The organism is Pantoea vagans, assembly GCF_004792415.1.
Classification (GTDB): domain Bacteria; phylum Pseudomonadota; class Gammaproteobacteria; order Enterobacterales; family Enterobacteriaceae; genus Pantoea; species Pantoea vagans.
This window is the reverse complement of record NZ_CP038853.1, coordinates 2,088,444-2,113,054: the sequence shown is the minus strand read 5'-3', so window position 1 is coordinate 2,113,054 and position 24,611 is coordinate 2,088,444. Positions and strand designations below refer to the sequence as shown.

Here is a 24,611-nt window from a genome sequence, read left to right as displayed (position 1 = left end):
GGTCGGTTGCTCTGAGCAGCGCGACATCTGACCTGGTCCGCATTCACGTTAAAAATGGAGAGAAACATGCGCAATACCCTGGGAAGATCGGCGTTTGCCGTGACGCTGTATGCTCTGCTGGAGCCGGTGCCGCTGGGCTTTTTTGTGGCGGCCTGGCTGTTTGACATTCTCTACATGCAGACCTTTGTGCAGTTCTGGACGGATGCCGCAGGCTGGCTGATTGCGCTGGGACTGATACTGGCCATCGTGCCACGCCTTATTGCACTGGTTTATCTGTTTCGCGGCAGTGACAGCGCGGAAAAGGGCCATTTCTGGCTCTGGCTGGTGGCCATCATCATCGCTATCGTCAATGCGTTTATTCACAGCCGTGATGCCGCCGCTGTGATCCCGCTGGGCGTAACGCTCTCGACGCTGGTAGTAGCGCTGCTGCTGCTGGCGAATGTGCAACTTGCGTTACGTCAGCGTAGCGCTTAAGGAGGAGCCACCATGAACATACCGCATAAAACGCTGCTCGCGCTGACCCTGACCACGTTGCTGGCAGGCTGTGATGATGGTGCGCTGGTCGATCCGCAAAAGCAGATCGGACCCAATCCCGAACTGCCGCAGGCGCAGAATTTCTTTATGCCGCCGATGCAGGTGCCGGAAGGCACGCCCTGGAAAGCCGGTGAAATGCCAAAAGTGGCTGATGGCCTGAAGATTGAGAAGATTGCTGAGAATCTGCAGCATCCGCGTCAGGTTTACGTGCTGCCAAACAATGATGTACTGGTCGCCGAATCCAATGGCCCGCCCAAACCGACCACCCGACCTAAACAGCTGATCATGGGCATCGTCCAGAAAGCGTCAGGCAAGGGCGGCGCAGGCGGCAACCGGATTACGCTGCTGCGCAACGTCAATGGCAAATGGGAGCAGCATCGCTTTATTGAGAATCTGCACTCGCCGTTTGGTATTCAGCTGATTGGCAACACGCTCTACGTGGCGAATGCTGACAGCCTGGTGAAGTTCCCCTATCGCGAAGGTGACACGGAGATCCGTACTGCTCCTGAAGAGGTAACGGAGCTGCCGGGCGGACCGATTAACCACCACTGGACCAAGGCGCTGTTAGCCAGCCCCGATGGCAGCAAGCTCTATGTGGGCGTTGGCTCTAACAGTAACGTCACCGAAAACGGCATTGGCGCAGAGTATCGCCGGGCAGCGGTACTGGAAGTGGATGCGGCCAGCGGTGCCAGCCGTATCTACGCCAGCGGTCTGCGCAATCCGACCGGCCTGCAGTGGGAACCGCAGAGCGGCAAGCTGTGGGCGATCGTCAACGAGCGTGATGAAATCGGCTCCGATCTGGTGCCAGACTACCTGACCTCGGTGCAGGATAAAGGCTTTTACGGCTGGCCCTATAGCTACTTTGGTCAGCATGTGGATACCCGTGCCGAACCGCAGCGGCCCGACCTGGTTGAGAAGGCAATCAAGCCCGATTATGCCCTGAGTTCGCATGTCGCGCCGCTGGGCCTGCTGTTCTACGGTGGTGATAACATGCCGCAGTACCGTGGCGGTGCGTTTATCAGCGAGCATGGCAGCTGGAACCGGACGCCGCTCAATGGCTATAAAGTGGTGTGGGTGAAATTCGAGAACGGCAAGCCGGTGGGGCAGCCACAGACGGTGGTTTCGGGCTTCCTGACGGACGATGAAAAGCAGGTGCGTGGTTTGCCGGTCGGTCTCGCCAGCGACAAACAGGGCGGCGTGCTGATTGCTGACGACGCAGGGAACACCATCTGGCGTATCAGCGCCGCGAAATAAGTTCTGCGCGGATTGAGTTATCGCCGTAAAACAGGCATAAAAAAAGGATTTGGCATCGCGCCAAATCCTTTATTTTTTTGTTCGCTACCCGGCTGGTAACCGCGCTACGAACGAGGTGCTCAGCACTCTCCACAAACAAGATTGTAAAATGTGCGGCTAAGGATTTCAAGTTTCGCCAAAATACTGTATGTTTATACATGTGTTGAGTGTTGAGCATCGCCTCATTGTCGACTGGCCGCTCCCAGGGGCACGGTTTTAAAAATCCCGGCAGGCATCAGGTGGTGCTGGCCTGTGGCTTTAACCATGAGTGCCGCTCAGCCCTCTCCACAAAGATGTGCTCAGGCACCCGGCGGGTAGAGTCAAAGCCCTGGTTGCCGAATAGCGCGCTCCTGAAAAAGGAGAAGGAAAGTGATGGAACTGACTAAGCTGATTCTGGATCTTATCCGGGTCATCTTGCAGATCATCGTTGCCCTTATGCAACTGACCGGTCACGCAGGTTAACCGGAACTTGAAACAAGGCGGAGCTAACCACTCCGCCTTTTTTCTGTGTCAATTCTCTGTCATTAAAGGCGGGTAAGGTGGTGCGGCAAAAGCACGCCGCCGGGGTGCTGCTTATCCTGACAGGGAGTAATATGTCCATTGCCGCCGTTATGCCCGCCCGATTAGCCGATACCTGGATTGATGACAGTGTACGGATGCGGGAAACCACCGTGGGTCAGCAGTGCGAGATCCTGGCGCACAGCGTGCTGGAATACAGCGAGCTGGGTGACTTCTCCTATGTGGGTGAGCACTGCTGTCTGGCCGACACCCAGGTGGGACGTTTCTGCGCCATTGCCAATCAGGTGCGGATTGGTGCGCCGAATCATCCGATGGACCGCGCTTCGCAGCATCGCTTTACCTACTGCCCGGAGTATTACCATCCCGACGCGCGGCGCGATCAGGGCTTCTTTGCTGCCCGTCGTGCCGATCGGGTGGTGATAGGCAATGATGTGTGGATCGGGCACGGCGTGATTGTGCTGCCCGGCGTGACTATTGGCGATGGTGCGGTGCTGGCCGCGGGCGCAGTCGTAACCAAAAACGTTGCGCCCTACAGCGTGGTGGGCGGTGTTCCGGCCCGGCCATTGCGGGTCCGGTTTACGCCTGCGATTGCCGCCCGCCTGCAGCGCATTGCCTGGTGGAACTGGCCACTGGAGAAACTGCTCGCGAATCTGCCCGATTTTCAGCACGGCGACATCGACGCGTTCTGCCAGCGGCACGGGGAATAATTATCTCAACGTCAGCCGGTTCGCACGCCGATAAAGCGCACGATCCGCTGCCCATAAAGTCCCACTGCCAGCCCTGCGACGATCAGCATCAGCGCGACGATTTTCTGAGCTGAAACCGTTTCGCCAAATATCGCCACTGAGCCCAGAATGCCGAACACCGGCACCAGCAGCGACAGTGGCGCCACCGTGGAGACCGGGTACTGTTTCAGCAGCCAGTTCCATACCCAGTAGCCCAGCAGGGTGTTGGGATAGACCTGAAACAGTATTGATAACACCGCTTTCATATCCAGCTGCGTGAACAGCGCATGGTAGCCCGCGCTGCCATTGACCAGACCGTCCAGCAGGAAGAGCGGGATGGGTGCAAAGGCGCTCGACCAGACCAGAAACGCAAATACCTGCCGGGTCGCCGCTTTTTTGTTGATGATGTTAGCAATGCTCCAGGCGATCGCGCCTGCCAGCACCAGCAGCATGCCGGAGAAGGTCACCGAGCCATCGGTAATAAAGAAAATGCTCAGCAGACCGGCGCAGGCCAGCAGACATCCGGCGACCTGATAGCGGCTGAGACGCTCTCTGAATACCCAGCCACCCAGCAGCAGGGTGAAAAAGGCGCTGAACTGCAACAGCAGCGAGGCGATGCCCGCCGACAGCCCGGTTTTAATCCCCAGATTCACCAGTCCCCACAGACCGATGCCGAAGACCAGGCCGTAGCTGATCAGGTAGCGCCACGGCACGTCCGGTTTCCGGATAAAGAACAGCGCGGGCAGGGCGCAGAGCGTAAAGCGGATGCCCGCCAGGATAAAGGGATCGACCGCATGCAGCCCGAGTTTGATAACGGAAAAGTTAACGCCCCAGATGGCGGTGATCAGCACGGCGAGTAGCAGATGCGATAATTTCATGATTGACGTGCTCCATACCAGTAAAGAAAGGCTGAGGCGCTGACGGCTGCCCCAGCATAACAGACAGCCTGCCATCCCCAGTGAGCGTAAAGCTGAGTTGCCGCGATGGCACCCAGCGCACTGCCCAGCGAGTAAAAGCACATGTACGCACCGACCAGACGACTGGCCGCTTCGGGGCGGGCAGTGACGAGCAGGCTCTGATTAATCACGTGCACTGTCTGAACAGCAAAATCGAGCAGGATCACCCCGAAAACCAGCAGCAGTAGCGAACTTTGAAGCGCGGCTATCGGCAGCCAGGAGAGGGTCAGCAGCACCAGGGCTAAGCCGGTGGCACGCTGGCCCCGTCCACGGTCAGCCCATGCGCCTGCTCTGGTGGCCGCCAGCGCACCGGCCAGGCCCGCCAGTCCGAACATCCCGGTCTGAGTGTGTGACAGCGACAGGGCGGTCAGCGGCAGCACCATCGAGGACCAGAGCATACTGAAGGCCGCGAAAATCAGCAGCGCCAGGATGCCACGTTTGCGCAGTTGGGGTTCTGTACGGAATAGCCGCAAAACTGACAGTAACAGCAGCGGGTAAGCGGTGCGCTGCGCCTGACCGGTTGAGGTGGGCAGCACTTTTACGAGTACCAGCGAGATCAGCAGCAACAGGCAGGCGGCTGTCAGAAAGACCGTCCGCCAGCCCGCCAGATCGGCAATCATCCCCGAAACAAAGCGCGCCAGCAGGATGCCGATCACGATGCCGCTGGTCACGCTGCCGACCACCCGCCCGCGCTGCGCGGGCGATGCCAGCATGGCGGCCCAGGCCACCATCAGCTGTGTGACCACCGCCATTAACCCCACCAGCAGCATCGCGCCCAGCAGCGTCATCAGATCGGGCGCGAAAGCCGCGGCGGTTAATGCCAGCACGGAAAGCAGTAGCTGGATAACCACCAGTTTTTTGCGATTCACGCAGTCGCCCAGCGGCACCAGAACGATCAGCCCGATGGCGTAACCGACCTGCGTGGCCGTCACCACCGCGCCAATGGTGCCAGGGGAAACATTCAGGCTGGCGGCTATCGATTTCAGCAATGGCTGCGCCGAGTAAACATTGGCGACCGCCAGCGCAGAGGTAAGTGAGAACAAAAAGATCATCCGGGGCGTAAGCATCGGCGTCGCAGCGGCCGGCGAATCTGCTTCAGAAGGACAAGTCTTGCCAGTTGTTGTAGTCATAACAGCGCCTGAGTGGTTTTTATTTGAAACCAGGTTGCAACATAATTATCAGGAGAGGTTTTTTTTTGCAACTTCTTTTCCGGCTGGCTAAGCTGGCTTCATCAGACAGGCAAAGTGAGAGAAAACATGGCTAAGCAGGAATCCCTGAGAACCAGTGAGTGTCCGGTTGCCAGAACCCTGGAATCAATCGGGGAACGCTGGTGCATGATGATCGTCCGTGAAGCCTTTGATGACGTCCGCCGGTTCAGTGATTTTCAGCGCAATCTGGGGCTGGCGAAAAACATCCTGGCGTCGCGCCTGAAGCAGCTGGTGGAGATGGGGGTATTTGAGATTGCGCCAGCCTCCGATGGCAGCGCCTACAACGAATATGTCCTGACTGAGAGAGGCCGTGCGCTGTTTCCGGTGGTAGTGGCTATGCGTCAGTGGGGCGAGCGCTATCTGTTTGAGAAGGGCGAGACGCACTCGGTGCTGCTGGATAATGCAGAAGGCAAGCCGCTGCCGCGCCTGGAGGTCTGTTCCTCAACGGGGCAAAAACTGGACCCGGCAGACTGTCATCGCCAGCGGGTGGTGGCTGAAGGTTAACTGTCAGAGGATTAACGCCTTTGCACTCTCTGAATCTGGCAGGCCTGACATTCCACGCAATCCCGATCATGATTGTCAGCCTGTCGATATCATCACATTTTCCAATGACAGGTTGCCTTGTAACTTGCCGATGCGCATGACATTCTCGCTGATTGTATAGACATGTATTTTCAACCCTGATCCGGGTACTTCACCTTTTCAGTTAACGCGTCTCTCACTGTTTCAGCGAGGAATCTATGTCGGTCAAAACATCTGCAGCAGACTATTCAGGCGCAGAGAAACAGCGCCTGTCAGAAACCCGTTCCATTGATTACATCCCGTTGCGCGAACGCCATGGTCATCCCTTTAGCCAGTTTACGCTCTGGTTTGGGGGCAACCTGCAAATCACGGCCATTGTCACGGGTGCGCTGGCCGTGGTGCTGGGTGGCGACGTTGTATGGTCGCTCATTGGCTTACTGGTGGGTCAGATTCTGGGTGCAGCGATCATGTCGTTGCATGCGATCCAGGGACCGCGCCTGGGTTTACCGCAGATGATCACCAGCCGTATGCAGTTTGGCGTATTTGGTGCCGTTATTCCGCTGGTGCTGGTCTGCATGATGTATGTGGGGTTTTCAGCCAGCGGGACAGTGTTAGCGGGACAGGCGCTGGCTAAACTTATCCATGTCAGCAATTCAGCCGGAATGATTCTGTTCAGCATCCTTATCGTGATCATTGCGGTGCTGGGCTATCGTGTCATCCATCAGCTGGGGAAAGTGGCGAGCGTTATCGGCGTTTTAGCCTTTGCTTATCTGTTCATCACGCTGTTCTCTGCGCATGACTTATCCGCCGTCTGGCAGAATCAGCACTTTACCGTGGCGAATTTCCTGCTGGCGGTCTCTCTTTCTTCGTCATGGCAGATTGCCTTCTGTCCCTACGTCTCGGACTATTCGCGCTATCTGCCAGCTGATGTCTCTGCAAAGAAACTGTTCAGCGCGGTCTTTTTCGGCACCGTGCTTGGCACGCAGGCGTCAATGACGCTGGGGGTGATCGTCGCGGCTATTGCCGGTAGTGCGTTTGCAGGTAATGAGGTGGGTTACATCGTGAGCATGGGCAGCACGGCGACCATGGCAATGGTGATTTATTTCGCAATTTGCTTTGGGAAAATCACCTTTACCACGCTGAATGCGTACGGCAGCTTTATGTCACTGACGACCATCGTATCTGGCTTCCGTCAGCAAACCACGCTGAGTCGGGGCGCACGCATTCTGTTTGTGGTGCTGATGGTGGCGCTGGCCTGCGTCATTGCTCTGCTCAGTGAACCGGCCTTCCTGAAATCCTTCACCCACTTCCTGCTCTTCCTGCTGGCTTTCTTTGTGCCCTGGAGCGCGATCAGCCTGACCGATTTCTATCTGATTACCAAAGGCAGGGTCGATGTCCCGGCACTGTCGCAGCCGGATGGACGCTATGGACGCTGGAATCTGGCCGGTATCACCGTCTATTTCCTGGGGGTGGTGGTGCAACTGCCGTTTATTGATAATCCGCTGCACCATGGCTCGCTGACCTGGATTTTTGCCGGCAATGATGTCTCGTGGATCATCGGCTGGTTTGCGACGGCGCTGTTATGGCTATTTGCCAGCCGCTGGGATCGTCGTGGCAGACCTGAACAGTCAATCTATACCGCTATGTGAAAAGGTAAAAGCCGCCATGAAAGGCGGCTTTTGTTCCGGGCTGAATGTGTGATCGGCAGGGTGTCAGGCTAAGGCGCAAGCCGTCATGCCAGGGAATCTTCCTGCCTGAGATTAGGCCGCTGAAACATCTGCCGCGCCAGTCTGCGCTTCGGCCACCAGCGGCTTTTCTGGCTGCAGCAGCGTCATCGCCAGCATGCTACCGAAGGCGATGACTGCAGTGACGGTAAACATCGCGTTGTAACCGTAATATTCCGCCAGCCAGCCGCAGAGCATCGGAGAGATAATTGCCGCCAGGTTGGCTATGGCCAGTGTCATGCCGCTGTAGGTGCCGACCGACGCTTTTGGGGTAACATCAATCACTACCGACCAGTAGACATTATTCACCAGCGCATTCAGCGCATTGCCCAGCGTCATTAGTGCGATAATCCCGGCAGCCGACTGTACGTAGGGGATCGCCATAAAGCAGCAGGCGGTGCCGCACAGCGTGACCGCCGCAAACAGATTGCGCGCCAGCCGCAGGTTGCCGAAGCGGGCCAGCAGGGCATCAGCAATACGGCCGCCCAGCAGCACGGTGATGCAGGCACCACTCCAGGGGATCATCGCCACGTACCACAGCGAGTGCAGGTCGTAATGGAAATTATCCTGCAGATACTTCGGCATCCAGGTCACCAGGGTAAAGGTGATGTAGAGAAATGAGAAGTAGCCCAGCGCGTTGCAGACCAGCGTGCGGCTGGTAAAGAAGCGCCACCAGGGCAGGGAGACGCTGTCGCCTGCGCTGCGGCGCTGACCGCGCTGGATCAGTGTGCGTTCAGCGGCATTGGTGTGAGGGCTCTTTTCCGGGCTGTCGCTGAAGGTGCGGGCAAACAGTGCCATCGCCAGCAGGGAGAACACGCCGAGCAGGATAAACATCATGCGCCAGTCATGGGTCAGCAGCAGCAGGCCAACCGCGATCGGGGCGGTCAGCAGCGCGCCAACCTGGGTAGAGAGCAGGCCGATGCCCAGCGCAAAGCCGCGCTCGTTGTCGGGTGCCCAGTGGGCAATCGCCTTGTTCATCAGCGCATAGGCCGGGCCTTCAGAAAAACCAAACAGGATGCGCAGGGCCGCAAAGCCCATAATGGCGGAGCCGCCAAACAGCGCCATGCCCAGTTCACCGGCCCAGGCGGTGGCGATCTCCAGCAAAGACCAGAGCACACCAGCCAGCAGCCAGACTTTCTTCGTGCCGATACGGTCGGCAAGGAAGCCGCCACACAGCGAACCAAACAGATAGCCAAAGCCAAAGTAACCCAGCACGGCACCGAGCTGGACTTTGCTGAAGTGGTACTCCGCCGCAATGGCGTTGGCCGCAAACGACAGGGCGCCGCGATCGATGTAGTTGATCAGGGCGATCAGGAACAGCAGTGAAAATATGGTGTAACGGTAACGGCTGGATGTCATCTCACGTCTCCTGATTAAATGTCTCAGGAGAGCCGAAGCAAGAGTAATGCCGGAAAAGAGGTTCATCCGGCAAAACCCGGGCTGACAGAGGCTGCGGGCTGCTGAGCCTGCGCTTAACGGGTTAACTGATCCCGCTAATTATTCGCCTGCGCATCAATGCGGTGCAGTCATTGCCTGTCGGTGGTGAACCTCAGGCTGCGTTATGATGGGTGCTGCTGACGTGGGGCAGCGGGATAACCACCACTTCCGTTGCAGCCGTGGTTTTATCCTGTGGCGTTTCGCCAACGTGCTGCAAAATCTGCCGCTGATACGTCGCATCAGCGACTGTTGTCTGTTCACTCAGCAGCACGCCCGCTTCATTAACATTTTTTCCTGCCACTTTTACTTTGCTGGTGGCACTGGCCAGCATCCACTCATATTCAATGTCGACATGGCCGCTATCAATACAGCGAATTCCGCGCTGACTTAAATCATACGCCAGCACGGTTGCCGTCGGGCCTAAAGAAATTAAGACCAGGTCAAAGTTGACTGCATTCGCTAATACCGTATCGAAGAGACGATCATAAACGGAAAAAGCATTACGGTTCAGCGTCGTAATGCGTTTAATTTCACTGGCCCCCTCCAGTAAATTATTGCCTAATCCCAGACGTGTGCCACTGCCTTCAACAATTAATACCCGGCGACCCTGGTAGAGCTGCTTAAATTTATCGAATATCGTTCTGGATAATTGTTTGCTTTTATAATCGTGATAAGGGCGGGTAACAGAGGTGTTGCCATACTGGTACTGATGATTCAGCAGAGCATCATAATGTTTAAAGTAAAATGATTTATGGAAGAACCAGAACAGGGCCGATCCATTTTTCATATTGCGGGTGGTGCGAAAAGCATCTGGCAGGCAAATCAGACAGTTCGGGTTGTCCTGAGGCGTCTGCTGCAGCAGCGCCTTGAGTCTTGCCGACAGTTTTGGGTCAAATGGCTGAAAGCCAATGTTTTTATACCAGGTCATCTCCAGTTCCCCGTCGCCGTAACGGGCCAGTGATAATTGCGGTTTACGTAATAGCAGATCAATAGTTTCTTCTATCGACATGACGGAATAACGCTTTACCCGTGCCTGCGCGGCAGGATAGCGAATGGCCGCATTAATAAATTTAAACGGGAAACGAAACTTACGATAAATAGCGTTAAGTGCGGACATAATTATCCTTGGGTTATTGCTGTCAGTGAAAATCCCGCCTGCTGGCCGGATAAATTTTTATAAGAGTGACGATATATATCACAGATAAAAGTCGGGTCGGGCTACGGAATATCTTAAAACGTTTTACTCACCAGAATCCCTTTCATTATTAATCTATTCCTTGCTGAAGGCAGCGTTAAAAAATAATGGCAGAGCAAAGTCAATTGCCAGAATTAATAATCTGAAAATCATTGAAACCGCATGAGCACTGATAACCAGACGGTTTAAAACAGCAGCGCACTAAGTTTTCTGATTTTAGCATTAAGAGTTGTTGCAGAACTGAGTGAATAAACCATTATGCTTATTTGACACTCGTTATCCCTGTCTGATCACACTTAAGCTGGCGTTCATGAAGCGCGGCTGGTCTGTTAATTATTCGCCTTTGAACAAAAGGTGCGATAACTCACGGCCTATCGTTAATTTTTTGTGATGAATATCGCGTATTCACCCCTTAGGAAAGTAAATAAAGCGGTCTCAGCGCCCCTGCAGTCGACATTATTAATAAATATTTTTAATGGGTTACGCTTATACACGTTTTTACATATTTCTCACGTAAGTTAAGATCTCGTTGAATTTATGTTTCCAGCTTAATTTTCTGATGACCGCTAATGACCCGAGGATGGATCATGATAAATAAAATAACCAGTGTAATCATGGTGATATTTGCTATCGCCCTGATTTACATGGGAGGACAACTTCTGCTTGCAGGAGGCAGCGCGTTCTATGCGTTGATGGGGGTAGGCGTTCTGCTCAGCGCGATTCTGCTGATGATGAACAAACGCAGTGCACTGACGCTGTATGCGCTGCTGATGTGGATCACGCTGTTCTGGACGATCTGGGAAGTGGGCTTCGATAAGTGGCAGTGGATCCCGCGCGGCGACCTGTTTGGTGTGCTGGGTGTCTGGCTGGCTATGCCGTGGGTGGTGCGTCCTCTCTATCAGGGACAGCGTCGCTTCCATCCTTTCCTTGGCGGCTCCGTGGTGCTGATGGTGCTGCTGGTGACTGGCCTCTGCTTCTACGATCCGCTGCCGCAACAGGGCACCATCAATACCCAGCGTAACAGTTCCGCGACCGGCGGTGCTGCTGAAGAGTGGAACGCCTATGGCGGGACCACAGATGGCCAGCGTTTCTCGGCACTGAAGCAGATCACTAAAGATAACGTCAAAGATCTGGAAGTGGCCTGGACCTATCACACCGGCGATCTGCGTCAGGGTGATGATGCAACCGAATACACCTTTGAAGCGACGCCGCTGAAAGCCAACGGCATGCTCTACCTCTGTACGCCGCACAACGAGGTTCATGCTCTTGACCCGGAAACCGGTGCGGTGAAGTGGAAAACAGCGCCGGATAAAAACCGCTCTTATCTGCAGCAGCACCAGACCTGCCGTGGCGTGAGCTACTTCGATGCCGGTCAGCAGGCAGAGCAGCAGACAGGCGCATCCCCGGCTATCTGCCGCAAACGTATCTTCAATGCGACCACCGATGCCCGCCTGCTGGCGCTGGATGCTGACACCGGTAAGCCGTGTGCTGACTTTGGTGACAACGGCGTGGTAAACCTGCGCGCCAACATGGGCGAGGTGCGTCCGCATGCGCTGATGCAGACTGCCGCACCACTGGTGGCAGGCAATCTGGTGATTGTTGGCGGTTCTGTGATGGATAACGGCTTCAACAGCGGCAACCCATCGGGTGTGATCCGTGCCTATGATGCCGTTACGGGTCGTCTGATGTGGAACTTCGATCCGGCTAATCCGGATAACACCGCACCGGTCGCCGCAGACGCAACCTATCCGCAGGATACCCCGGTCGCCTGGGCTACGCTGAGCGCCGACCTGAAAAACGGTCTGGTCTATGTGCCGTTTGGTAACGCCTCGCCGGATGAAGTCGGCATTGAACGCGATCCTGCCAGCAATACCGAAAAATTCCGTGATGCGCTGGTGGCACTGGATCTGAAAACCGGTGCGTTCAAATGGCGTTATCAGAGTTCGAACCACGACCTGTGGGATCGCGATAACCCGTCACAGCCGTCGCTGGTAGACATCAACTATCAGGGCAAACCGCAACCGGCGGTGATCCTGCCGACCAAAACCGGCAACCTGTTTGTGCTGAACCGCCTGACCGGCGAACCGGTTTACCCGGTAGAGCAGGTTAAGGTCTCCACGGATGGCATCAAGGGCGAGCAGTACGCGGCGACCCAGCCGGTCTCCAGCCTGAACTTCATTCCGCAGCCGCTGACTGAGAAGTCGATGTGGGGCATCACGCCGTTTGACCAGATGGCCTGCCGTACCACCTTCCGTGAACTGCGTTATGACGGTAACCCGTGGACGCCGCCAACCGAAAAAGGCTCGCTGATCTTCCCGGGCAATATCGGGGTGTTTAACTGGGGTTCCGTGGCGGTTGATCCACAGCGTCAGATGCTGATTGCGGCACCGGTGCGCCTGGCCTACAAGTACAACCTGATCAAGCGCACGCCGGAAACCGAAACCCAGCGTACCTTCACCAAAGATGGCACACCGTACTGGAATGAGAACTTCCACGGAGATTACGCTATCCACATCCAGCAGATGGCGTCGGGTCTGGGTATTCCCTGTATCGCGCCACCGTGGGGACGGATGGTGGGAGTGGATCTCACCACCGGCAAAACCGAATGGCTGCGTCGCGTTGGCACCACCAAAAACCTCAAAACCAGCTTCCTGCCTGGCCGCTTCCCGCTCGGTTTCCCGATGGGGATGGTGGCGCACGGTGGACCGCTGCTGACGGCGGGTGATCTGGTGTTCCACGGCGCAACGGCAGATAACTTCTTCCGTGCTTACGACAGCACCACCGGTGAGCTGCTGTGGCAGACGGAACTGAGCGCGGGTGCACAGGCCACGCCATCAACCTTTATGGGCAAAGATGGTAAGCAGTATGTGGTGATTGCCGCAGGCGGCCATGGCTCGCTTGGCACCACGGCGGGCGACAGCGTTGTCGCGTTCCGTCTGAAGTAAAATCATCCTGACCTGCTGAGCGCCGCCCTGGCGCTCAGCTTTTTAACTTTTTTGCACGCCTCATCTCACACCCGGCTTCGTACTGCAACTTATTGTATTTATTTTAAATTCCTCCCTCATAGCACCAGCGTTATCTATTACCACACTGAAACTATTTCGTGACCACGCTCCCGGTTTAAGGATTTCCCCGTCCTGACAGACTTGCGCATTGCATTGCGAGGCGTAGATTAATATATGACTTCACAACTAATCGTGAATATGAAAAGTACTTCACAAGCGAACTCTGAAGGATTGATGCTCATGTCGGAACTGAAATTTGCCACTCGTCTCAACTCATTCGCCTCGGGGGCGCACCTTTACTGGCCCGATCAGCAGGGCAAGCCCTCTGTGCTGCAGATGATTGCCCGCGCAGGCAAGGTAAAAGGCTTAACGCATCTCGACCTTAACTTTCCCCAGCATCTCACCAGTGATATTTCCACACTGCGGCAGGCGATCGAAGATGCGGGTCTGGCCGTCAACGGCATGCAGATGCGCTGGGATGCGCCGCAGTTCAAAATCGGCGCGTTTACCCATCCTGATGCCAGAGTGCGGCGTGAAGCGATTGAGCTGACTAAACGCGGCATCGACGCCGGCCGTGAGTTTGGTTCGCGGCTGATGACGCTGTGGATGGGGCAGGACGGCTTCGATTACTGCTTCCAGGCGGACTATAAGAAGATCTGGGAGGATGCGGTCAGCGCCGTTCGTGAAGTAGCGGAGTATGCACCGGACGTTGACGTGAGCATTGAATATAAACCCAATGAGCCGCGCGCCTACAGCATCTTCCCCAACGCAACCACCTGTCTGCTGGCGGTAGAAGAGGCGGGCTGCGCCAATCTGGGGATCACGCTGGATTTTGCGCACGTGCTGTTTGCCAATGAAATTCCGGCCTGTGCCGCTGCAATGGTGGCGCGCCGCTCACGGCTGCTGGGGCTGGACCTGAATGATGGCTGGGGCAAACGTGACGACGGTTTGATGGTTGGCTCGGTTAACCCGCGCGCCACGCTGGAGTTTCTCTGGCAGATGCAGCGCGATGGCTACAACGGTGCCTACTACTTCGATACCTTCCCGGATGCCAGCGGGCTTGACCCGATCCGGGAAGCAGAAAGCAATATCGCGACCGTGACCCGGCTGCTGAGGCTGTGTGACCAGCTGCACGGCAACGCGGCGTTACTGGCGGCCATCGAGCGCCAGGATGCGGTGGCCTCCCAGCAAATCGTCAATGACATCATGCTGGCGCGATAACAACGGCACCCTGCATAACAAAAAACTCTACCAATACGCTGAGAATAAAAAATGAAAAAACGCCTGCTTGCCTTTATCGCCTCCTCACTGCTCTGCAGCACCGTCTATGCGGCAAAACTGGCCCCGCTGCAGTCAGACACTGAACCGGATCGCACCGACTGGAGCCAGCTTGACACGAAATATGGCACGCTGCCGAAAGTCGACGCGTCTCTGAAGATTGGCGGGGTATCGAAAACCCTGACCAATGAGTACTGGCGCCTGCTCGGCCAGGGCTACCAGAACGCCGCAAAGAAATATGGCATTACCGTCGCGTATCAGGCAGCGGCCAATGAGGACGATCAGCTCGGTCAGCTGTCGATTGCGGAAACTCTGATCTCGCAGGGTTTTAACGGTCTGCTGGTGTCGCCCCAGACCGACATTAATCTGGAGCCTGCGCTGGAGAGTGCCAGCAGTAAAAATATCCCGGTGGTGAACGTCAACGATGCGGTGATGCCGAATGTGCGCTACTACGTCGGCAATGTTCAGAAGGATAACGGCGTGCGCGTGGCGAAGTGGTTTATTCAGCATCATCCGCAGGGCGGCAAGGTGGCAGTGATTGAAGGGCAGCCGGGGGTCTATGCCGCCGGACAGCGTACCCGGGGCTTCAGAGAGACGCTGGACAGTAACGGTAAGTTCACCATCGTTGCCAGCGTGCCAGCTAACTGGAGTCGTGAGCAGGCCTTTAATGCCGCCTCAACCATACTGCAGCAGCATCCCGATCTGATCGGCTTCTATGCCAACAACGACACTATGGCGCTGGGCGTGGTGGAAGCGGTGCGGGCGCAGAACAAAGCATCACAGGTAGCGATCTTCGGTACTGACGGTATCTCCGACGCCTATGCGTCGATCAAGCGCGGTGAACTTACCGGCACGGTGGACAGTTTCCCGGTACTCACCGGTGAAGTGGCGATGGACGTCATGATCCGTCTCATCAATGGACAGAAGCTGTCGCGCGTCATCTCAACGCCTCAGGCGCTGATCACCAAAGAAAATGCTGACGCGTTCTCAACTAAAGACAACAACCGGTTGCGCCAGCTGCTGGCCCAGCAATAAGTCGGCGGGAGCAGATATGGAACAGGTTCGCTTAATGATGCGCAGCATCAGCAAAAGTTACGGTAACGCCGCTGCGCTGCAGGATGTCGATTTTTCAGTACGGCCCGGCGAGGTGCATGCGCTGATCGGGGAAAACGGCGCGGGTAAATCGACGCTGCTGAATATCCTTTCTGGCGTACGCGGCGCGGACAGCGGAGAGATTAGCGTTAATGGAAACCGGGTGCAGATCCGCAGCCCCCTCAGCGCTCGTCAGGCCGGGATCGCCATGATCCATCAGGAGTTGCAGCATGTCCCTGAGCTTTCCGTGGCGCAGAACATGTTCCTGGGACGCCCGCTGACCCGAGCTGGCGGCTGGTGGGTGGATAAAAAAGCCCAGCTGGCAAGGGCGATGCTGATTCTGAAGACTCTGGATCCCACCATCGATCCCGATACGCCGATCAGAAACCTTAAGGTGTCGCAGCAGCAGATTGTTGAGATTGCCCGGGCGCTGCTGGATGACGCGAAAATCATCGCCATGGATGAGCCTACCTCCAGCCTGACGCCCCGCGAGTTCGACAGACTGGCAGAGCTGATTAGCGATCTGAAGTCGACCGGCGTCTCGCTGATCTACGTGTCGCACAAGATGAATGAAATTTTCCGGGTCTGCGATCGCGCCACCATTATGCGTGACGGAAAGCAGGTCGGCGTGTTCAACATCAGTGATGAGGATGAGGAGAGTATCGTCGCCAGAATGGTCGGGCGGAAGATCGACAAGCCCGACCATCAGGCATTTGTGACCGATCGCGAAGTGCTGCGGGTAGAGGATCTGACGCGTGGCAATGAGGTGGTCGCGGCCAGTTTCAGCGTGCGTGCCGGCGAAGTGCTGGGGATTGCCGGGCTGGTGGGTGCAGGGCGCACCGAACTGCTGAAGCTGATTGCCGGTATCGACAGGCGCACCGGTGGCACGGTCAGCGTCAACGGCAACGCAGTGCAGAACCACAACGTGCGCGCGGCGATCAAAGCGGGCATAGGCCTGGTACCGGAGGATCGTAAGAAAGAGGGCATTATCAAAGAGCGGGCAGTGAAGATGAACATGGCGCTGCCGTCGATGCACCGTTTTACCTCGGGGGGGCTGATGAACAAGGCCCGCCTTGACCGTGAGGCGTTGAGAGTGATGGGCGAGCTGAAACTGCGCCCGCTCGATATCGAAAAAACCATCGGCACGCTAAGCGGCGGCAATCAGCAAAAAGTGATCATCGGCCGCTGGGTGGCGGCAGATGCCAATGTGTTCTTGTTTGATGAGCCGACCCGGGGCATCGACATTGGTGCCAAGTCGGAGATCTATCACCTGATTGAAAAACTGGCCCAGGCGGGCAAAGCCATTGTGGTGGTGTCGTCAGAGATGACCGAGATCATGCGCGTTTCTGACCGGGTACTGGTGATGCGCGAGGGACGGATAACCAAAGAGCTCACCGGCAGCGCAATCACCGAAGAGAACATTGCCCGTTATGCCATTAAAGATATCGATCAGCCCGCCTGACCGCTTACCGACACTATTTAAGGTGATAACTATGACGACTCAAACCTCAACCGGCCCGGGTATCCGACCTGCGCTGCGGCTTAAATTTAACGTGCGCGATGCCGGAACCCTGATCGGCCTGTTGATTATCGTGGTGACATTTTCGTTTCTGTCGCCGGTTTTTTTTACGCTGCCAAATCTGCTGAATATTCTGCAGCAGTCCTCGATCAACGCCCTGATTGCCCTGGGTATGACGCTGGTCATTATCTCCGGTGGTATTGATCTCTCGGTCGGCCCCACGGCAGCGCTCTCGGCGGTGCTGGGCGCGACCCTGATGGTGGCGGGTGTGCCGGTGCCGCTGGCGATCCTTGCGACGCTGGGTGTCGGCGCGTTATGCGGCCTGTTCAGCGGATCGCTGATTGCCTATGCGGGACTGCAGCCGTTCATCGTCACGCTGGGTGGGCTGTCGCTGTTCCGGGCGATCGCGCTGATCTACACCGGTGGCAATCCGGTTTTCGGTATTCCGCTGGCGTTCCGCAGTCTGATTAACAGCACGCTTTTTGGTATTCCGGCGCCGATTGTGATTGTGGCGGTGATTGCGCTGGTGCTATGGACGGTGATGAACAAGACGCCGCTGGGGGAATATATTCTGGCGATTGGCGGCAATGAAGAGGCAGCGCGGGTGGCGGGTGTGCCGGTGAAGCGCACCAAAGTCACGGTTTACATCTTCTCCGGTCTGCTCGCCTCACTCGCCTCGCTGATTCTGATTGGTCGTCTGGGTGCCGCCGAACCGACTATCGGCAACCTGTGGGAGCTGGACGCTATCGCGGCGGCGGCCATTGGTGGCGCATCACTCATGGGCGGTAAGGGAAGTATCTTTGGCACGCTGATTGGCGTGGTGATCCTCGGGGTGTTACGTAATGGCCTGACCTTGCTGAACATTCAGGCCTTTTATCAATTGCTCGCTACCGGCCTTATTATTATCATAGCGATGTTGATTGACCGGGCGACCCGAGGCAAGTAATGAAGCAAGATCCGCGAGCCATTGGCGCTCAGATTCGTATGCGTTTGCCCCAGCTGACGCCGTTAGAACGTCGTGTGGCGGAGGCGATAATTGCCCGAACCGATATTACCGAGCAGTCATCTTTAAAGGAGATTGCACAGGAGAATAATGTCTCTGAAGCGATGATCGTTAAGATTACCAAAAAACTTAACTTCACCGGCTTCAGGCATTTCAGAAGTGGCCTGATCTATTACAACCAGTCTGAAGTGGCGGGGCTGCATGCGGAAATTGAGCCGGATGATTCATCGGAGCAGTTGCTGGCTAAAGTATTCAGAACCTCTATCCAGGCAATCGAAGAAACACTATCGATTCTGGATGTCTCTGAATTTAACCGTGCGGCGGACATCATCTTTAAAGCACGTCATATCGATCTCTATGCCGTAGGCGGTTCTGCCGCTGTGGCGCGCGACCTGTCGCACAAGATGCTGAAGATTGGCATCAAATCGACCGCTTATGACGACGCCCATATTATGCTGATGTCAGCCGCCGTGTTATCTGATGACGATGTGGTTATCGCCATCAGCCATTCGGGTGCGACACGTGCTGTGAACGATCCGGTCAGACTGGCGGGAAAAAATGGCGCGAAGGTGATCGCCATTACCAACTACGCTGAATCCCCGATCGCGCAGAGTGCGCATGTTGTCCTCAATTCAACCTCTCAGGGATCGCATCTGCTGGGTGAAAACGCCGCGTCACGCATCGCCCAGCTGAATATTCTGGATGCGCTGTTTGTCGCTATCGCCAAGAAAGATCTGAAGCGGGCGGAGAAGAACCTGATGAAAACCCAGCATGCGGTTCAGGACCTGCGGGAATTCTAGCTATGAGCAAAATTGCAGTTACCGGCAGTCTTCATTACGACATTATGCTGGACGCGCATCATCGTCCGGAGAAAGGCGAAACGGTCATGGGCAGCGCCTGTCACTATAAGTTTGGTGGCAAAGGGGGTAATCAGGCGGTGGCGGCGGCCCGTGCAGGTGCAGCGGTACGTTTTGCCGGGGCGGTGGGGCGCGATCAGCAGGGAGAGTTCCTGCTGGATCATCTTAAGCAGGCCGGAGTCGATTGCGCTTATGTGAGTGTTAGCGATGCGCTTCCCTCCGGTATGAGCGTGGCGATTAGCGATGCCGAAGGGGATTACGGTGCGGTGGTGGTCTCTAATGCTAATCAGCAGATCCCGCTGGAGTCCTTTGAACAGCCCGACTTCTGGCAGGATATCTCGCTGCTGGTGCTGCAAAACGAAGTTCCGGAAGCAGTGAATCTCAGCGCGGCCCAGGCGGCACAGCAGCGGGATATTATGGTCTGCGTTAATGCCGCGCCCGCCCGGCCGTTGTCGGCAGCGTTTGAAGGCTGTATCGATCTGCTGGTGGTGAACGCCATTGAGGCGCGCGATATGTGCGGAATTAGCGTGCAGGATCTGACGTCCGCGCGCGAGGCCGCAGAATCGCTGGCCAGCCGGTTTGCCAGAGTGGTCGTAACAGCGGGTGAACAGGGTGTGGCTTACAGCGAGGCGGGAGAGACGCACACGCTGGCCGCGCAGAAGGTGACGCTGGTCAGCACCCATGGTGCCGGGGATTGTTTTGTCGGGGTGTTGTGTCAGCGGTTAAGTGTTGGCGCAACGCTGGCAGAGGCAGTGAGCGACGCTAACCGGGCAGCTGCCGAACACGTTTCCCGGCAGCCGCACTGATTGCTCGCGTGCCACGTCAGTGACGTGGCACGCTAACCATTATGCGCCGACGTTCACCACGGTTTTACCGAAGTTTTTGCCATTCAGCATATCGATAAACGCCTGTGGTGCGTTCTCTAACCCTTCAATCATGTGCTCGCGATAGTGGATTTTTTTGCTCTCCACCATAGGACGCATCGCCTCCAGGAACTCAGGATAACGGTCACCGTAATCCTGGAAGATGATAAAGCCCTGCATACGGATACGGCGCTTCAGAATGCCCGCCATGATCAGTGAGGTTCTGTCCGGGCCTTCAGGCAGTTCGCGCTGGCTGTAAGCGGAAACCAGGCCACAGACCGGTACACGCGCGGCAGTGTTAAGCAGCGGGAATACCGCATCAAACACTTTGCCACCCACATTTTCGAAATAGATATCGATGCCATCCGGGCAGACGTTTTTCAGCTGCTCTTCAAAGTCGGCACTGTGGTGATCGAGGCAGGCATCAAAGCCCAGCGTATCGACCGCGTAGCGGCATTTCTCTTCACCGCCCGCGACACCGACGACACGACAGCCTTTCTGCTTACCTAACTGACCCACTGTTGCGCCTACCGGACCGGTTGCCGCGGCGACGACCAGTGTTTCACCCGCTTTCGGCTGACCGATATCCATCAGACCCATATAGGCGGTAAAGCCTGGCATTCCGAGAATGCCCAGCGCCCATGACGGATGCGGCAGATCGTTGCCCAGCTTCGCAATTTCTTTGCCATCGGAGACGGCATACTCCTGCCAGCCACTCTGCGCCAGGACCCAGTCACCGGTTTTAAAATCGCTGTTTTTCGATTCGACGACCTGACAGACGGTGCCACCGACCATTGGCTGATCCAACTCTGCCGGCGCGGCGTAAGATTTACCGTCGTCCATCCGGCCACGCATGTAGGGATCGAGTGAGAGGTAGATGGTCTTCAGCAGTACTTCGCCTTCTTTGATTTCCGTGATGGGCTGCGCCACATGGCGGAAATTCTCTTTGGTCGGCTCACCGTGAGGGCGTGAAGCCAGTAACCAGGCATGGTTCTGGGTTGCTTGTTCAGTCATATTGTCTTCCTTTTATCGCCGGGCGATGCACTGGGCATTGCCGTATGAATACCGGGAAAGTGTAGATGACTGCAGCGGGAATGCATTTAGCGCTGTGAGCGGTAAGCGGATTTTGCGTCATTTGCAAATACGGTCGTTTGATGGAACTGCCTGGGCGGTTGTTAGCATCCAGGATCACAGGAAGCGCTGAAGAGTGTGATAAATATCAGTGAACTGAACAGGGAGATAACCATGACTACTCAGCATTTGCGAATTGCCCGACCTGTGACTGACCTGACGCAAAGCAGTCAGATCTATTGCCACGGGCTGGGGTTGCAGGAAATCGGTGAGTTTACCGATCATCAGGGTTTTAGTGGTGTGATGCTGGGCGCGGAGGGATTGGGCTGGCATCTCGAATTCACGCTCTGCCATACCCATCCCGTCCGGCCAGCGCCAACGGAAGACGATCTGCTGGTGCTTTACATTCCCCACCAGCCAGACTGGCTGTTTCGTTGTACTTCTATGGATGACGCAGGCTTCCAGCGGGTGCCATCCTTTAATCCTTTCTGGGATCAGCGGGGCGTGACATTTATCGACAAGGATGGTTATCGTGTCGTTATCCAGCATGGCTTGTGGCAACCCACACGCTGATCCTGCACCCATCAGAAAAGGAACTCACCCTGAATATTCTTTGCTTCCACACCGCTGCCAGCAATATCGCGATCTTTGATGATGCCGCCACAACATTAGGGCGTGACAACTCGCCGCTAAATCACCTGGTGATGCCTTCGCTGCTGGCCGAGGCGGAACGCAGCGGCGGGATGATGGCGGAGTTACGCTGCCGTATCGCGCAACTGATTAAAGCAATGCTGCCGCAGTTCGATGCGGTACTGATTACCTGTTCCACGCTGGGACCGGTTGCCGATGATTTCTCCGTGCAGGATCGGGTCATGCGCACCGACGGCATGTTAGCGGCGGCATTGCAGCGTCATACGGGGCCGACCGTGGCGCTCTGTGCGGCAGAATCTACGCTGGCGGCGACGCGGGCGCTTTTCTGCCAGCCCGGCAGCCAGACAGAGGTTGCGCTGGTGGAGGACGCATGGGCGGCGTTTAAAGCGGGGGACACAACACGCTATTTTGACCTGATCGCGGCAGCCGCAGAGCAGGCGTATCAGCAGGGCGCCGTTGCGGTGGCTTTGGCGCAAAGCTCAATGACGCCGGTTGCCCAAAAGTTTCCCGCGCCCCGGCGACCGCTGACCGGTCCGCATCTGGCTTTGCAGGCGTGCTACGATCTCAGATGATCGTTACGTTATGCTTGCTCAGCGCCTGTTGCAGTGCGTCGTCCGGCTGCGTTTCTACAACCATCGTGCTGGCCAGCGACAAGTCGCCGATGGCAAAAGCTGAGGCGGAATTCAGCTTTTCGGCTGACGCCAGTACCACGGTTTCTGCTGCACGTCCTGCCAGCGCACGCTTCACCGTCGCCTCTTCGAAATTGCCGGTGGTCAGCCCGGCAGCCGGATGCACACCGGTAACGCCCATAAAAAAGAGATCGGCATTAATGCGATTGATCGACTCCAGCATCGATGCACCTACGGTCACCACTGAATGCTTATAGAGCTGTCCGCCAACCAGTATGATCTCCACCAGTGGATGATCGGCTAATGCCAGCGCCACGCTGGGACTGTGGGTGACGGCGGTAAAGCTCAGCGTTGCAGGTAACTGTCGCACCAGTTCCGCGCTGGTGGTCCCGCCATCAATGAGTACGATCTGTCCCGGCTGAATCAGCGAAACCGCCTTTTGGGCAATGACCTGTTTTGACGCAGTCTGCACGCTTTTGCGTGTTTCAAAGGTGCCCAGCGCAGCGGAAACCGGCAGCGCACCGCCATGCACCCGCTGCAATAAACCTTCCGCTGCCAGCTCACGCAGGTCACGGCGGATAGAATCCTCAGAGAGGTTGAAGCGCTGGCTGAGGTCGCGCGACTGCACCTGTTTTTCCTGAGCGAGCAGGGCAAGGATTTTCTGTTTACGCTGGCTGGATAGCATCTCTTTCCTTTGCGTGTTTTTTCTTGAATGTGCACGATTGTGCATGATAGCGTGTGGGCTGTCTACTTATCCTGGAGAGCACCATGCAGCAGAACCAATCCCATGTGCGCATCATCAGTGAGCAGTTGCTGTCAGATAACTGGTATACCCTGAAGAAATATACCTTCTCGCTGCTGCGCCGTGATGGCCAGTGGCAGGAGCAGAGCCGTGAAGCATATGACCGGGGCAACGGCGCGGTCATCCTGCTCTACAACCGTGACAAACGCACGGTGGTGCTGACACGTCAGTTTCGCTTTCCGGTTTTCCTCAACGGGCATGATGGCTTTTTGATTGAAGCGGCCGCGGGCCTGCTGGATAACGCCTCGCCGGAAGCGCGCATTGTTGCTGAAGCGGAAGAGGAGACGGGTTTTCGCGTCAGCCGCGTTGAGAAGGTGTTTGAAGCCTTTATGAGCCCCGGTTCGGTGACGGAGAAGCTCTACTTCTTTATTGCTGAGTATGACGACCAGCAGCGCAGCGGTGAAGGCGGCGGGATAGCGGAAGAGGGTGAGGATATCGAGGTGCTGGAGATCGGTTTCGACCAGGCGTTGCAGGCGATTGACCAGGGTGAGATTGTGGATGCGAAAACCATCATGCTGCTACAGCATCTGCGACTCAAAGGCATTTTATAAGAAAGCGGGCAGAGCGCCGTCTATTCGCTCTGCCCTTAAAGCTTACTGGTCCTGCGTCAGAATGCCTTTAACATCGTGCGGTTCAGAACGCAGATACTGCGGCGGAACCTGAACTTTACCTTCCAGTACAGCCGCGGCGTGCCATGGCCAGCGTGGATCGTAGAGAATACCGCGCGCCAGAGCGACCAGATCGGCATCTCCCTGCTGAAGCACACCTTCCGCCTGCTGCGGTTCCGTAATCAGGCCAACCGCAATCACCGGAATCGACACCTGTTCGCGGATATCGCGAGAGAATGGCACCTGATAGTTTGGCCCGACGCTGATTTTCTGATCTTCCGACAGACCCCCACTTGAGACGTGGATATAAGCGCAGTTCAGCGCTTCCAGCTCGCGTGAGAAAGCGATCGACTGCTTAATTTCCCAGCCGCCTTCGACCCAGTCCGTAGCGGAAATGCGCACGCCTACCGGCACGGACGCGGGTACGGCTTCACGGACGGCTTTGAACACCTCCAGCGGGAAGCGCATACGGTTTTCCAGCGAACCGCCATATTCGTCGCTACGCTGATTCGACAGCGGCGACAGGAACTGATGCAGCAGATAGCCGTGTGCGGCATGGACTTCGATCAGCTCAATGCCCAGGCGTACCGCGCGATGGGCGGTGTCGACAAAGGCCTGTTTTACCCGCTGCAGATCGTCAATGCTCATAGCCAGCGGTTTCACTTCACCCTCGCTGTAGCTCACAGCTGACGGCGCCACGGTCTGCCAGCCGCCGGCATCTGGCGCAATCTGCTTACCGCCTTCCCAAGGCACGGCGCACGACGCTTTGCGGCCCGCATGGCCAAGCTGAATACCCACCGGAATAGAGGAGTAGCGGCGCACATCTTCCAGCACCGTTTTCAGCGCGGCTTCATTGTCATCATTCCATAAGCCCAAATCGCCGGGAGAGATACGACCAATGTCCTCGACGGCAGTGGCTTCGATAATCATCAGACCCGCGCCGGAAAACGAGAGCTGACCAAGATGGATACGGTGCCAGGCAGTGGCATTGCCTGCCTCAGCGGAGTACTGGCACATCGGCGCAATCACTATGCGGTTATCCAGCGTAAGTTCGCCCAGTGAGACAGAAGAAAAAAGTTGGCTCATGTTATCTCCATGGTGTTATGACGGACGTGACAGG

22 protein-coding genes are annotated in these 24,611 nt (G+C 56.4%); 15 read left to right on the top strand and 7 right to left on the bottom strand.

Features of this window, described 5'->3' with window-relative positions:
* Window positions 1-66 precede the first annotated feature (66 nt).
* The 3 genes from EGO56_RS09815 to EGO56_RS09800 all read left to right on the top strand — a co-directional run bounded on the left by EGO56_RS09815 (window position 67) and on the right by EGO56_RS09800 (window position 3,053).
* Window positions 67-474 carry a DUF2231 domain-containing protein gene (locus EGO56_RS09815; RefSeq protein ID WP_013357848.1) on the top strand — a complete coding sequence of 136 codons (408 nt, stop codon included), beginning with the start codon at window positions 67-69 and terminating at the stop codon, window positions 472-474.
* A gap of 12 nt (window positions 475-486) precedes the next feature.
* The gene (locus tag EGO56_RS09810; protein ID WP_135908829.1) at window positions 487-1,788 is read left to right on the top strand and encodes a PQQ-dependent sugar dehydrogenase; all 1,302 of its coding nucleotides are present in this window, start codon (window positions 487-489) and stop codon (window positions 1,786-1,788) included.
* 632 nt (window positions 1,789-2,420) lie between these two features.
* Window positions 2,421-3,053 (top strand): DapH/DapD/GlmU-related protein, encoded by a 633-nt coding sequence (locus EGO56_RS09800; protein WP_135908827.1) that lies wholly within the window; start codon window positions 2,421-2,423, stop codon window positions 3,051-3,053.
* Between the two features lie 11 nt (window positions 3,054-3,064).
* Here EGO56_RS09800 and EGO56_RS09795 read toward each other — a convergent pair whose 3' ends face one another.
* Window positions 3,065-3,949: an EamA family transporter gene (locus EGO56_RS09795; protein WP_135908825.1), complete on the bottom strand. Its 885-nt coding sequence runs from the start codon at window positions 3,947-3,949 to the stop codon at window positions 3,065-3,067.
* Window positions 3,946-5,157 carry an MFS transporter gene (locus EGO56_RS09790; protein WP_135908823.1) on the bottom strand — a complete coding sequence of 404 codons (1,212 nt, stop codon included), beginning with the start codon at window positions 5,155-5,157 and terminating at the stop codon, window positions 3,946-3,948. Before EGO56_RS09790 ends, EGO56_RS09795 begins: the two co-directional genes overlap by 4 nt.
* A 126-nt stretch (window positions 5,158-5,283) precedes the next feature.
* Here EGO56_RS09790 and EGO56_RS09785 point away from each other — a divergent pair, with 126 nt between their 5' ends.
* Window positions 5,284-5,739 (top strand): winged helix-turn-helix transcriptional regulator, encoded by a 456-nt coding sequence (locus EGO56_RS09785; RefSeq protein WP_135908821.1) that lies wholly within the window; start codon window positions 5,284-5,286, stop codon window positions 5,737-5,739.
* A gap of 236 nt (window positions 5,740-5,975) precedes the next feature.
* A complete protein-coding gene (locus EGO56_RS09780; RefSeq protein WP_135908819.1) occupies window positions 5,976-7,406 on the top strand; it encodes a purine-cytosine permease family protein in 1,431 nt (476 codons plus the stop codon).
* Window positions 7,407-7,517: 111 nt separating this feature from the next.
* On the opposite strand, the gene EGO56_RS09775 is transcribed toward EGO56_RS09780, so the two are convergent.
* Together EGO56_RS09775 and EGO56_RS09770 are read right to left on the bottom strand one after the other, a co-directional pair.
* Window positions 7,518-8,840, bottom strand: coding sequence for an MFS transporter (locus EGO56_RS09775; protein WP_135908817.1), 1,323 nt, complete (start codon window positions 8,838-8,840; stop codon window positions 7,518-7,520).
* Between the two features lie 190 nt (window positions 8,841-9,030).
* On the bottom strand, window positions 9,031-10,035 hold the full coding sequence (locus EGO56_RS09770; RefSeq protein ID WP_135908815.1) for a GT-D fold domain-containing glycosyltransferase: 1,005 nt from the start codon (window positions 10,033-10,035) through the stop codon (window positions 9,031-9,033).
* A 665-nt stretch (window positions 10,036-10,700) separates the two neighbouring features.
* Here EGO56_RS09770 and EGO56_RS09765 point away from each other — a divergent pair.
* The 7 genes from EGO56_RS09765 (at window position 10,701) to EGO56_RS09735 (ending at window position 19,673) form a co-directional block, all read left to right on the top strand.
* The gene (locus tag EGO56_RS09765; protein WP_135908813.1) at window positions 10,701-13,058 is read left to right on the top strand and encodes a membrane-bound PQQ-dependent dehydrogenase, glucose/quinate/shikimate family; all 2,358 of its coding nucleotides are present in this window, start codon (window positions 10,701-10,703) and stop codon (window positions 13,056-13,058) included.
* Between the two features lie 300 nt (window positions 13,059-13,358).
* Entirely contained in the window at window positions 13,359-14,339 is a 981-nt protein-coding gene (locus EGO56_RS09760) for a TIM barrel protein (protein ID WP_135908811.1), read from the top strand.
* A 51-nt stretch (window positions 14,340-14,390) separates the two neighbouring features.
* A complete protein-coding gene (locus EGO56_RS09755; protein WP_135908809.1) occupies window positions 14,391-15,431 on the top strand; it encodes a sugar ABC transporter substrate-binding protein in 1,041 nt (346 codons plus the stop codon).
* A 16-nt stretch (window positions 15,432-15,447) separates the two neighbouring features.
* On the top strand, window positions 15,448-16,950 hold the full coding sequence (locus EGO56_RS09750) for a sugar ABC transporter ATP-binding protein (RefSeq protein WP_135908807.1): 1,503 nt from the start codon (window positions 15,448-15,450) through the stop codon (window positions 16,948-16,950).
* Window positions 16,951-16,981: 31 nt separating this feature from the next.
* Entirely contained in the window at window positions 16,982-17,953 is a 972-nt protein-coding gene (locus tag EGO56_RS09745) for an ABC transporter permease (RefSeq protein ID WP_135908805.1), read from the top strand.
* Window positions 17,953-18,810, top strand: a complete 858-nt coding sequence (locus EGO56_RS09740) for a MurR/RpiR family transcriptional regulator (protein ID WP_135908803.1) — start codon at window positions 17,953-17,955, stop codon at window positions 18,808-18,810. The genes EGO56_RS09745 and EGO56_RS09740 overlap by 1 nt, the downstream gene beginning before the upstream one ends.
* A 2-nt stretch (window positions 18,811-18,812) precedes the next feature.
* Window positions 18,813-19,673 (top strand): PfkB family carbohydrate kinase, encoded by an 861-nt coding sequence (locus EGO56_RS09735; protein ID WP_135908801.1) that lies wholly within the window; start codon window positions 18,813-18,815, stop codon window positions 19,671-19,673.
* 39 nt (window positions 19,674-19,712) lie between these two features.
* Here EGO56_RS09735 and EGO56_RS09730 read toward each other — a convergent pair whose 3' ends face one another.
* Window positions 19,713-20,744, bottom strand: coding sequence for an NADP-dependent oxidoreductase (locus EGO56_RS09730; RefSeq protein ID WP_135908799.1), 1,032 nt, complete (start codon window positions 20,742-20,744; stop codon window positions 19,713-19,715).
* 231 nt (window positions 20,745-20,975) lie between these two features.
* On the opposite strand from EGO56_RS09730, the gene EGO56_RS09725 reads away from it, so the two are divergent.
* Entirely contained in the window at window positions 20,976-21,374 is a 399-nt protein-coding gene (locus EGO56_RS09725; RefSeq protein ID WP_135908797.1) for a VOC family protein, read from the top strand.
* Window positions 21,356-22,024 carry a glutamate racemase gene (locus EGO56_RS09720; RefSeq protein WP_238348961.1) on the top strand — a complete coding sequence of 223 codons (669 nt, stop codon included), beginning with the start codon at window positions 21,356-21,358 and terminating at the stop codon, window positions 22,022-22,024. The genes EGO56_RS09725 and EGO56_RS09720 overlap by 19 nt, the downstream gene beginning before the upstream one ends.
* On the opposite strand, the gene EGO56_RS09715 is transcribed toward EGO56_RS09720, so the two are convergent.
* Complete coding sequence (locus tag EGO56_RS09715) at window positions 22,017-22,766, bottom strand: DeoR/GlpR family DNA-binding transcription regulator (RefSeq protein WP_135908795.1); 750 nt, start codon at window positions 22,764-22,766, stop codon at window positions 22,017-22,019. The two genes, EGO56_RS09720 and EGO56_RS09715, sit on opposite strands and share 8 nt — an antisense overlap.
* An 83-nt stretch (window positions 22,767-22,849) precedes the next feature.
* Here EGO56_RS09715 and EGO56_RS09710 point away from each other — a divergent pair, with 83 nt between their 5' ends.
* Window positions 22,850-23,434 carry an NUDIX domain-containing protein gene (locus tag EGO56_RS09710; protein WP_135908793.1) on the top strand — a complete coding sequence of 195 codons (585 nt, stop codon included), beginning with the start codon at window positions 22,850-22,852 and terminating at the stop codon, window positions 23,432-23,434.
* A gap of 42 nt (window positions 23,435-23,476) precedes the next feature.
* On the opposite strand, the gene EGO56_RS09705 is transcribed toward EGO56_RS09710, so the two are convergent.
* Window positions 23,477-24,577, bottom strand: coding sequence for an NADH:flavin oxidoreductase/NADH oxidase (locus EGO56_RS09705; protein WP_135908791.1), 1,101 nt, complete (start codon window positions 24,575-24,577; stop codon window positions 23,477-23,479).
* Window positions 24,578-24,611 lie beyond the last annotated feature (34 nt).